The sequence below is a fragment of the Eubacterium sp. BIOML-A2 genome, from assembly GCF_009680135.1.
Taxonomy (GTDB): Bacteria; Bacillota; Clostridia; order Lachnospirales; family Lachnospiraceae; genus Faecalicatena; species Faecalicatena contortus_B.
Genome location: NZ_WKZK01000042.1, coordinates 56,939 through 68,131 on the forward strand (window position 1 = coordinate 56,939; position 11,193 = coordinate 68,131).

General features: G+C 45.3%; 8 protein-coding genes. All 8 read left to right on the forward strand.

Features of this window, described 5'->3' with window-relative positions; translation table 11 throughout:
- Window positions 1–59 precede the first annotated feature (59 nt).
- Window positions 60–1,826: a histidine kinase gene (locus GKG43_RS14865; protein ID WP_129879270.1), complete on the forward strand. Its 1,767-nt coding sequence runs from the start codon at window positions 60–62 to the stop codon at window positions 1,824–1,826.
- 35 nt (window positions 1,827–1,861) lie between these two features.
- Entirely contained in the window at window positions 1,862–3,379 is a 1,518-nt protein-coding gene (locus GKG43_RS14870) for a response regulator (RefSeq protein WP_129879271.1), read from the forward strand.
- A gap of 146 nt (window positions 3,380–3,525) precedes the next feature.
- On the forward strand, window positions 3,526–4,821 hold the full coding sequence (locus GKG43_RS14875) for an extracellular solute-binding protein (protein WP_129879272.1): 1,296 nt from the start codon (window positions 3,526–3,528) through the stop codon (window positions 4,819–4,821).
- Window positions 4,822–4,943: 122 nt separating this feature from the next.
- Window positions 4,944–5,831, forward strand: coding sequence for a sugar ABC transporter permease (locus tag GKG43_RS14880; RefSeq protein ID WP_129879273.1), 888 nt, complete (start codon window positions 4,944–4,946; stop codon window positions 5,829–5,831).
- 11 nt (window positions 5,832–5,842) lie between these two features.
- Window positions 5,843–6,676 (forward strand): carbohydrate ABC transporter permease, encoded by an 834-nt coding sequence (locus GKG43_RS14885; RefSeq protein WP_129879274.1) that lies wholly within the window; start codon window positions 5,843–5,845, stop codon window positions 6,674–6,676.
- Window positions 6,677–6,765: 89 nt separating this feature from the next.
- The gene (locus GKG43_RS14890; protein ID WP_129879275.1) at window positions 6,766–7,839 is read left to right on the forward strand and encodes a uroporphyrinogen decarboxylase family protein; all 1,074 of its coding nucleotides are present in this window, start codon (window positions 6,766–6,768) and stop codon (window positions 7,837–7,839) included.
- A gap of 51 nt (window positions 7,840–7,890) precedes the next feature.
- Complete coding sequence (locus tag GKG43_RS14895) at window positions 7,891–8,961, forward strand: trimethylamine corrinoid protein 2 (protein WP_129879276.1); 1,071 nt, start codon at window positions 7,891–7,893, stop codon at window positions 8,959–8,961.
- Window positions 8,962–8,978: 17 nt separating this feature from the next.
- Complete coding sequence (locus GKG43_RS14900) at window positions 8,979–11,108, forward strand: glycoside hydrolase family 36 protein (protein WP_129879277.1); 2,130 nt, start codon at window positions 8,979–8,981, stop codon at window positions 11,106–11,108.
- Window positions 11,109–11,193 lie beyond the last annotated feature (85 nt).

The window sequence follows — 11,193 nt, forward strand, 5'->3', positions numbered from 1 at the left end:
ACTATGATAAAGTTTAAACAAAAGCCGCATATACATAAGCAGCGAAGTGAGGGATAGGAATGGGGAAAAAGTCCAGAAGTATCGCCTTTTCGATTTCAGTATTTTTTATTCTTTTAAATGTTCTTAGTTTTAGTATTATATTTTATCTGACCGAAGCTCAGTATTTTAAAATGGCAAAACAGAATATCCAAAAGAGTAATGCTATGGCAGCGGCAGCCATGCAAAGGAATTTCGATGATGTACTTTCTTATATGAATGACCTCACTTTGAAAATTTATTCGGATGAGGCACTTAACGGGATCTGCTCCGCAATATTTAGGGAAGAATATAACGGCAATTCTGAGAAAGAGAACATGGCACTTCAAGCGGAGGGGATTTGCTATGATTACTTATACTATTACGGCTTTTTGCAGTCTATAGGCATTTATCTGGAAAATAGTGATAAAACAGACATTCAGCTGCGGAAGACTCATAACCCACAGCTCTATAATACACTGAGGGCGTACCGAGAGGAAATACAGGAGGAAGTCATTTCCAACCAAGGAGTGATCAAATGCTTCGACGTTGGGAAGGAGCATCAAATTGTATTTGCGAGAACCTTGAAGGATTTTAAAAATGTGCTTAGAGAAGATCAAATAATCGGGACGGTGATGCTGACGATTTCACCTAAATACCTGACGGACGCGTTGGCAAATACACTCGTAACACCTCATGGCTATGCAATGTTAGAGAATAAGGACGGAATTATCAGTTATTCAACAAAGAAGGCTGATAAGGGAAAGTATTTAGAGCAGACATTACCTGCAGGAAGCGAAGGGCAATCGTGGGAATCACTGTCTGTCCCTATAGAGGCACTTGGACAAAATCTGGTAATCGTTACGCCCAGAGAGGATATCAGTCTGACGATTGGGGGTTTTATTAAAACCCTTTTTCTTTCTGTTGGCATTTTGGCGATGCTTAACCTGATCCTGGTTCTGGCCATTTCGAGGATGCTCACCATGCCCATGGAACATTTGGTAAAACAGATTCAGAAAATCGGATTTACAAGTCTTGAGGACGAACATGTAGCGGCAGCGGGATATAGTGAGATCGAAAATATTGCAGATAATTTCAATCGGATGCTGGAGAGAATCGAACATCTGGTGAAGGAGAACTATCTCATTAGCCTGAGTGAGAAAAATGCAAGAATTGAAGCCCTCCAGTCGCAGATCAATCCACATTTTATATTCAATACTTTAGATACAATCAATTGGAAGGTTATGTTTCTGGACATGCCTGAGGTAACGAACATGATTTCATCTCTGGGCAATCTTTTGCGCTATACAACCTATCAGTACGGAAGATATGTAAGTGTGGAACAAGAAATCGACCAGGTACGCAACTATCTCTACATACAGGAAATACGTTATGACCACTCTTTCCGGACATATATCAAAGTGGAGAGACAGTCTGAGAAGGCGGTTATTCCATGCCTGATCATCCAGCCCTTAATAGAGAATGCAGTCGTCCACGGGCTGAAAGGGAAGCAGGAAGGGGTACTGGCAGTCAGGATCAGAATAAGAGGAGAGTATTTAGAAATCATGGTTTTGGATAATGGACAGGGTATGGAGGATAGTAAAATCCGTGAAGTTTTGAATGAGAACCAGAAGGGGACCGGTGAAAGCATCGGCCTTGCTAATGTGAACCAACGATTGTGCCTGACATATTCTCTCGATCAGGGTATGCGGATAACAAGTCGGGCCGGTCGTTATACACGTGTAGAAATCAGTATCCCTTTGGCAGGACAAAGCGGGACAATCATCCATGACCCCCGGGATTCAGGCTGATGTGATCTGCACACTTTCTAGGGAGTAAGAGACGTATGATAAGAGTAATCGCTGTAGATGATGAAAAGACAATCAGGGAGGGCATCGGCCGGTTTGTCAGGGAGACCGAAGGATTTGAATTACTGGCAACGTGTGCAGATGGCGGGGAGGCATATGATAAAATTTTGGCTAAGCATCCGGATTTGGTAATCTGCGACATTATTATGCCGGTATTTGATGGCATAGAGCTGATTAGAAAATGCCGTGAGGCGGAGGTAGAAAGTGAATTTGTGCTTCTCAGCGGCTACAGCGAGTTCGAGTATGCCAGGGCCGCCATACGGTATGGCGTGTTAGATTATATTAACAAACCTGTCAATCCGGATGCGTTGCGGAATCTTCTTGATAATGTCAGGAGAGTTGTGGAGAAAAAGACACTTCTAAAAAAGCAGCTTCAGTCCAGTGTCTTTGAAAAAGTTATAGAAAATGGAAGCAGTGAAATGGGGCGTGCAGGGACAGCGCTTATATCAGAATTACATTCCTACCGTGTCTTAGTAATAAACGGTACAGGCGATGAAGTCGGTGAGACAGCCCAGCGATTAACCGCCGATACCGTAGCTTTTTGTGAACAGATGATGAAAAAGGCTGCTCATGAGGAGTACATAGCATATAGCAGAAAAAATCTTGCGGTACTGGTTCTAACCGGTATGGATGTGTTAGAGCATTGCGTCGAAAATATATGTGATAAGATACTTAGCAATGCCCTCGGCAGAGGTTATCCCGCCTATATCGGCATCGGCGACACGGCACGGGAGATGGAAGAAATCCCTTTATCCTATAGGATGGCCCGTGCGGCAATGTATGAGGGGCAGTGTCAGAGAAGCAGGGTCTGCTATTTTGAAAGGCTTCCATATTCCTATGTGAGCCCGGCAAAAACATATTCGCTGGATATCAGTGATGTTATCCATGCAATTCATCTAGGTGATTTGGAGCTAGCCAGAAGCGAGGCAGAAAGGCTGACCGCCTATTATCGGAAGACTGCTCCGCCTTATGTCGTATACTCCTTTATCCTAAAGTGCATGCAGGAAGTTCTTGAATATGTTGGTGAATCTGTGGTATCGGAACAATTATGCAATACCCCTCCCACACCTGCCGATTTATCTACTGCAAGGGATCTGGATACTCTTCTGGACCGATTTCATAAAATCATACATCAGCTATTTGGGCAGATTAAAAAAGAGGAGAAAATAAGCCGGATAGGCGGAACTATGGATGAAGTCCTGGGATATATACGCCTGCATTATATGGAAGATATTTCTGTCGAAAAAGTCTGTAATGTTTTTTATTTTAACCCAAGTTATTTTTCAGCACTTTTTAAGTCTAAGATGGACTGTAATTTTAATGATTATGTTACTCAGCTTCGGATAAAAAAAGCAAAGGAGCTGCTTCAGTCCGGAAGATATCGGATAAATGAGGTTGCCGTAATGGTGGGATACCATTCGCCCAGATATTTTTCGAAGGTTTTTAAATCCCGGACAGGTGAACTGCCACAGGAATATAAAGGACATTTTCTGTGATAGTACAGTCTTATCTGAACTGTTAGCAATTTGGAAAAGAATAGTGAATACAAGAATAGTGTACCTTTTCACAAGATTAGGTACATTGTTTTTATTTACGGATTTATTTATAGTAAAGATATCAAAGGAAAAGGAGGAAATATGAAATGAAAAGAAAAGGAATTGGATTGTTTTTGGTATTGGCTTTAACAATCGGGCTTATTGGATGTAGCGGCTCTGGAAAAGAAGCGGGCACAGATAAGTCTGAATCAGGAACCACCAAAGCAGGGGAGGGGGCAGAAACGGACGGCACAAAATTGCCCTTTGACGGTGAAACAGTAACCGTCTATACCCGGAACGTAGATATGCCAGGATGGCAGCCTTTTGTAGATCTTGTTAAAGAAAAGACCGGGATAACAGTGGAGGGAGTGGTGGCACCGAGCAACTATTCCGATGTAGTAACAAAGCTCAGTTCGATTCTGACCGCAGGCGATGATTCCTTCGACATCGTCCATGTGGACGAGCTCCTGGGTGTTACATACAGCACAGCCGGTTACCTCGAGCCGATTAATGAAATTATTGAAGCTGAAAAAGAAAATTATCCGGAAGATGTACTGGAACGGATCTCAAAAGGAGCGGATGGCAATTACTACCTACTTCCCCAGGAACTCAACGCGATGTATTTTTATGTGAATAAGGATGTGCTGGAGGATTCAGGCGCAGAGATACCGACAAACCAGGAGGAATTCCTTGCGGCAGCAAAAGCAATGACAAAGGATGATACCTATGGTTATGGGGCTTCCTGGTCAAAGGGCGGACAGCTCTTTAATGACCTGATCCGATGGATGTATAGTTTTGGCGGAGACATGTACGATTGGACCAAGCCAGAATCGAAGGAAGCGCTTCAGTTTATGTATAACATGCTGTATCAGGATAAGGTCGTTTCAGAGGCTGCGCTTGGGGATACCTACGATGCTATGAACCAGAAAATAATTGACGGGAAATATGGTATGGCATTCCAGTGGGGTTATCTGGCAGATGTCTGCGGCGATAAGTGGGAGAAAAGTATCGAGATTGCACCTATGCCTGTTTTTGCAACAAATCAGACGCTGGTAGCCGGCTGGCATATGGCAGTCAACAAAAACTCGAAAAAAATAGATGCTGCAAAAGAAGTGCTGAAGGTATGGGCAAGCGAGGAAGGACAAATGTGCAACCTCAAGATGGAAGGCTCATCACATGCCAAGGTTCTTTCTAAACCGGAGGCCAAAGAAATCAGCCGTTTTGGCAAAGCACTGGAAGAATACTCTGCTGCAGGTTCTTTAGTGCCAAGGCCCATGCCGCCTACAGTAAATGAACTACAGGAGGTCGCGGAAACCTACGCGCAGTCTTATCTTACGAACCAGATGTCACTGGAAGAATGCAGTAAAAAAGCTACGGAAGAGATCCAGGCATTAGTAGAATAAGGGGTGGGCATACCGCCCCTCTTATATTAATATCCGCCCCAAAACCCGGTTAAAACGGTACAGCATTTCTTTCAGAGCTTTACCGTCTGACGGATGAATGCTGAAATGGAGGGATTATGTAAATGAAAAAACTGACGATCGGAAAAAGAAACGTTATGGCTGCCTGGCTTCTTGTTCTGCCGGCTCTTCTGATCAGGGGAGTCACAATTATTTATCCGATGGTTACTACCGCCTGGTATAGCCTGTTGGATTACAAAATGATTACCAGGACAAAAAAATTTATAGGACTAAAGAATTATGTAAAAATGTTCTCCGACCCTGGAGTGCAGGATTCTATCCGTTTTACACTGTTATTTACTGTAATATCGGTGGTTCTTATTATGGCATTGGGAATTCTCCTTGCGGTCCTGCTGAATGTAAAATTCAGAGGAAAAAAGTTTTTACGTTCCATTGTGCTAATACCTTGGGCAATGCCTACTATTGTGATAGGAATTGCCGCCCAGTGGGCATTCAATGACACTTACGGTTTTATCAATGATATGATCTCGCACCTAACAAACAAAAATTTTGGATTTGCATGGCTGGTAAACCCTATCGGGGCACAGGCCGCCGTGATATTGGTGGATGTATGGAAGAATGTCCCCTTTTATGCAATCATGGTTCTGGCAGCGCTTCAAAGCGTACCGGCGGAACTGTATGAATCTGCGGCAATTGACGGAGCGGGTGCGGTCCGGAGATTTTTTGCCATTACAATCCCCCATGTAAAAAGAGTATTGATTACGATGGGTCTGTTCTTTACGCTTTGGCGCCTTACCAGCTTCGACCTTGTCTACGCTATGACCCAGGGCGGTCCCGGGGCAAAGACCTCTCTGATCAGTTATAAGATAACAACAGAAGCGTTTAAGAACCTGAACTATGGTTATGCTTCTGCCATCTCCATGCTGCTGTTTATTGTTATGGTATTTGTGGCCGCAGGCGGTATGAAGCTTCAGAAAAAAATTGATTACTAGGAGGGAAAGCTATGAAAAAGTCGATCGGGTACCACATATTTATCTGGGGTGTGACTGTGGTGCTGGCATTCTTGATTCTCTTTCCTGTTTTCTGGATATTTACGTCATCGATCACGGAAAAGGAGCTTTTATTCACAACGCCCGTCACCTATTTTCCCGACAGCCCTACGCTGCAGAATTATATAAGCCTGTTCAGAGAAGTGGATGTAGGCGGCCTGGCGCTGAATACTCTGATTGTTGCCGTGCTTGCAATTATAGGTTCATTAACGGTCAGTCTGCTTGCAGCCTACGCCTTTGCCAGGTTCAAATTCCGGGGAGCATCCACAGCCTATTCGCTCTTGGTCTTTTCGGCAATGCTGCCTGTCATCATGACATTGATTCCAATGTTCCAGACATACAGAACGCTTCATCTGCATGATACACACCTGGGATTAGTAATCCTTTATGTCAGTGGTTTTATCCCATTTACCACAATGTCCTTCGTGACCTTTATCCAGCAGATCCCGTATTCTTTGGAGGAAGCAGCTGCAGTAGACGGGGCAAATATCAGGATCAGAATATTCAAGGTGTTGTTTCCGCTGATGAGACCGGCGATCGCTACAATGGCAATTATTAATTTTATTAATTCTATGAACGAATTCATGATACCGCTTGTTTTTACCAACGTAAAAGCAACGCCATTGAGCGTAGGGCTTACGCTGATTCCACGTATTAATCAGTATAATGTGCCCTGGGAGAAAATCAGTGCTCTTGCTTCGCTTATGCTGGTTCCTATTATTATTTTTGTCGTGTTCTTTGAAAAACATATTATTGACGGCCTGACAGCAGGCAGTGTAAAACAATAGATATGACGTGCATGGAGTTAATACAGCCATGCTTCAGTACAGCCATAACTGGCTGTGCCATACAGTAATGATGAAGTGGAGGAATTGTTATGAATGCAAGGGAACGCGTGCTGGCAGTAGTTAACCGGCAGATACCAGACAGGATTCCGAAAGACCTGAGCTGGGGCTTGTGTCCGTTTTTGGAGGAAGAATTCAAAAGAAGGACGGGATGCACGGATTACTGGGAATATTTTGATCTGGATGTACGTCTGCTTGATTTTGCGCCTGACAGAACCAGAAGGGATTACTCTTCCTATTTCCGGGGAAGAGACAAAGAGCCTGGATTCTCTGTCAACGAATGGGGAGTGGGGATCGGCAGATCAAAGCAAAGTGGTCTTCATTTTGAACATCTGATTTCTCCTCTCAAAATGGGAATGACAGAAAAAGAGGCATTGGAATTTCCGCTGCCTGATTTTTTAGAGCCTTACCGATATGAACATTTTAAGGACACGGTCAGCGCTTATCATAAGAGGGGATTGGCGGTTTGTGGAAATCTGACGCAGACCATATTTGAAAAAGCATGGGCAATTCGGGGATTCGAGGAAACAATGATGGATATGCTTACAGAACCCGAGGTTATTTCTATCCTGTTTGACCGGATTACGGAATTAAGAATCGAACAGATGAAACTTATGACAGATGCGGGAATTGACGTACTTATGTTAGGAGATGATGTGGGGATGCAGACCGGAATGCTGATCGGGGCGGAAACCTGGCGGGAATTCTTAAAACCCCGGTTGGCCCGGATCATACAGGAGGCAAAAGCACTTCGGCCGGAGCTGCCTGTTTTTTATCACTCCTGCGGGAATCCGGGGGAGATTATCCCTGAGCTTATTGAAATCGGCGTCACCATATTAAATCCCATACAGCCGGAATGTCTGGATCTTCAGTTTATGAAAGATACTTATGGAACCCGGCTCGCATTTTGGGGCGGAGTCAGTGCACAGACGAACCTTTCCTTCGGTACGCCGCAGCAGGTGCGGGAGGAAGTCAAGCGCTGCATAGAGATACTTGGAAAAGACGGGGGGTACTTTATAGGCCCCAACCATATGGTGGAACCGGAGGTGCCATGGGAGAATCTGGAAGCATTTTTTGACGCTGTTGAACAATATGGAACCTATTAAAATGCAGTAATTGTCCCTGTATTGATCGTCATGAAATGGAGGCTGTGTACCATGATACACATTGTGGATTTTGAAAGGATCGAAAAACGTTATGAAGAATATTGGGCCAGGGAAAATTACGGTCGTCCTCTTATGGATGTACGAGCACCGCTGCGTCCTTATGACCAGGTGATCCCTAATTTTACGGGAACTCTTGATGAAAGATGGCTCGATACGGAATATGTAATCCGCAGGGAGCGTGCCATCCTGGAAGCTACTTATTTTGCCGGTGAGGCATATCCTCTGATGAATCCAAACCTGGGGCCGGATGTGTTTGGAGCATATTTCGGATGTGGGCTTACCTTTGGCGAGGAGACAAGCTGGGCATCCGGACATGCGGCTGACTTGGAAGAGATTTCATGCAAAAGGCTGGACTCAGAAAACTTCTGGCTCCGTAAAACGTTAGAACTGACAGAAGCAATGCTTAACGACAGCAACGGGGATTATCTTGTCGGAATTACAGATATCCATCCGGGAATGGACGGCCTGGTGTCCTTACGCGGACCGGAGGAACTATGCTATGACCTTTACGAAAGCCCTGATACCGTGAAGAAGCTTTGTTTTCAGTTATTTGACCGTTTTCAGGAAATTTACGAAATGCTGTGCACGATGCTGAAGCAGAAGCAAAAGGGGAGCTCTAACTGGATGGGGATTTATCATCCCAAAGAATGGTATGTAACTTCCTGCGACTTCATGGGGATGATTTCAGAGGACATGTACCGGGAATTTGTGGAGCCGGAACTAAAGGAGGAGATCGCATTTTTGAGACATACCATCTTCCATTTGGATGGCCCGGACGCACTACGGCATCTGGATGCCCTGCTCGGCCTGGAGAAACTGGATGGCATCCAATGGGTATATGGAGCCGGACAGCCAACGGCTGCCTATTGGATCCCGATTCTTCAGAAGATTCAAAATGCAGGGAAAATGATTCATGTGGATATTGTCCCGAAAGACCTTCCGGTTCTGTTAGAATACCTGAAACCGGAGGGGGTGATGTACCGTGTTGTATGTTCCTGCAGGGAGGAAGCAGATGCGGTCATGCGGCTTGCAGACGAAAGCTTTAAAAGGTACAGGAAATAAAAATAGGAGGATACAGAATGGATCAGAGAATTGAAGTTTGCCAGGCGGGGCTTTTTGCAGTCTTTGAAATTGGAGCAGGAACGCCGGTATATCTATTGCACTATGGGGCGGTCCCTTTTCGGGAAAATGACATTTTGCCATATCAAAAAGAGAAATTCCGGCTGGTTCAGCTCCAGGCCGCAGGTTATGACCATACAGAACATCACGGCAGCAAACATACGGGAACTATGCCCGGTATGTCGCTTCGTTTCACCCACTATGAGGATGAAGTAAACGAATATGGAAGGAAACTTGTATTTTACCAGCAAACGGAAGGGCTTTGTGTCATAAGCCATGTTCAATTCTATAGCGGGCTTCCTGCTGCAAGGTTTTGGAATGTGGTGGAGAACAGAGGAGAAAAGGAAGTGATTCTGGAGTACCTATCCTCATTTGCCCTGTGCGGCTGCGCAAAGGAGGGCCTATGTCCATGGGATGAAAAGATAAAACTGCATATTCCGGATAACACCTGGGCGGGAGAAGTTCAATGGAGACAAAAACGTTTAACGGAATTGGGACTCATTAGGGTGGAGGGAACGGCTGCCGTTTCAGACCCCCAGTCCATGCAAAACTTTTCGTTGAAGCGAATCTGCATGACGGGCAGCGGTACCTGGGGCTGCAGTGAATATTTACCAATGGGGTGCCTTGAAAATGAAGAGAGCGGCGGTTTTATTACTTGGCAAACTGAACACCACAGCGCATGGCATTGTGAAGTAAGTGATAATATGGGGCAGATTTATATTCAATTATCCGGCCCTACGGGCAATGAGCACCAGTGGTATAAAAGATTAAGCCCGGGGCAGGCCTTCACCTCTGTAAAGGCTGCTGTGGCAGCCGGCAACAGTCTGGAAGAGACGATTGGAGCCTTGACCTGCTATCGCAGAAAAATACGCAGGAAAAACCGGGATAACGCAGAACTCCCCATCATTTTTAACGATTATATGAACTGCCTGTACGGTGATCCTACTACAGAAAAACTCATTCCTTTGATAGACGCTGCACAGCAAGCAGGATGTGAATATTTTTGCATCGACGCGGGCTGGTATGCAGATGGGGAATGGTGGGATGGTGTAGGTGAGTGGAGCCCCTCTCCCAAACGTTTCCCGGGAGGAATAGAAATTCCACTGCAGCATATCCGAAATAAAGGGATGATACCGGGGCTGTGGCTGGAACTGGAGGTAATGGGCGTCAACTGCCCCCTGGCAAAAAAGCTTCCCGATGATTGGTTCTTTACCCGTTACGGAAAACGCGTAACAGACCACGGCCGATTCCAGCTTGATTACCGTAATCCGGACGTCAGGAACTATGCCGATTCCGTAATAAAGCGCCTGACAGAGGAATACGGGATAGGCTATATAAAGATGGATTACAACATCAACGCCGGAACAGGAACAGACTGGAAAAGCGACAGCCCCGGAGACGGCCTGTTAGAGCACTGCCAGGCTTACCTGGATTGGTTAAGAACGGTCATAGCGAAATATCCTGAATTAGTAATTGAAAACTGCAGCAGCGGAGGGATGAGAATGGCATATTCGCTGCTTTCCCTCCTCAGCATACAGTCGGTCAGTGACCAAATTGATTATAAAAAAATGGCAGTGATAGCCGCAGCCGCGCCTTCTGCAGTAACCCCGGAGCAGGCGGCAGTATGGGCATATCCTACAGAGTCGGGCGATGAGGAGGAAACTATATTCAACATGGTAAACGCCCTGCTATCCCGCATCCACCTAAGCGGACATCTGGCGAAACTTAGTCAAAACCGATTTTCACTGGTAAAAGAGGCTCTGTGCCTTTATAAAAAAATACGGGCTGAAATTAAGGAAGGCACGCCTTTCTGGCCAATCGGCATGCCTGTGTTTGGAGACGAATGGGCCGCTTATGGCCTGTATATTCCACGGCAAAACAAAGCCTATCTGGCAGTCTGGCACCTGGAGGAAGGCCTGGGCAGCCATAGTTTTCCCATCAGGAAACAACAGGGAATTCCTCTTGAAGTATCCTGTATCTATCCCAAAGGATTTGATTGCAGCTGGTATTGGAACATAACAAAAGGCAACCTAAGCATCCGTCTGCCCGAAAAAGTATGCGCAAGGCTTTTCTGCCTGCAATGGACATAATATACCGGTGTCCAGTTTCAGGACATAGGTAAGTAAAAAGTTTCAGGACATAGGTAAGTCCAAATGTTAAACTATACAGAAATAA

Bases quoted from the DNA above. Each gene is read 5' to 3' on its own strand.
- GKG43_RS14865 (WP_129879270.1), top strand. From the start codon at position 60: ATGGGGAAAAAGTCCAGAAGTATCGCCTTTTCGATTTCAGTATTTTTT.
- GKG43_RS14870 (WP_129879271.1), top strand. From the start codon at position 1,862: ATGATAAGAGTAATCGCTGTAGATGATGAAAAGACAATCAGGGAGGGC.
- GKG43_RS14875 (WP_129879272.1), top strand. From the start codon at position 3,526: ATGAAAAGAAAAGGAATTGGATTGTTTTTGGTATTGGCTTTAACAATC.
- GKG43_RS14880 (WP_129879273.1), top strand. From the start codon at position 4,944: ATGAAAAAACTGACGATCGGAAAAAGAAACGTTATGGCTGCCTGGCTT.
- GKG43_RS14885 (WP_129879274.1), top strand. From the start codon at position 5,843: ATGAAAAAGTCGATCGGGTACCACATATTTATCTGGGGTGTGACTGTG.
- GKG43_RS14890 (WP_129879275.1), top strand. From the start codon at position 6,766: ATGAATGCAAGGGAACGCGTGCTGGCAGTAGTTAACCGGCAGATACCA.
- GKG43_RS14895 (WP_129879276.1), top strand. From the start codon at position 7,891: ATGATACACATTGTGGATTTTGAAAGGATCGAAAAACGTTATGAAGAA.
- GKG43_RS14900 (WP_129879277.1), top strand. From the start codon at position 8,979: ATGGATCAGAGAATTGAAGTTTGCCAGGCGGGGCTTTTTGCAGTCTTT.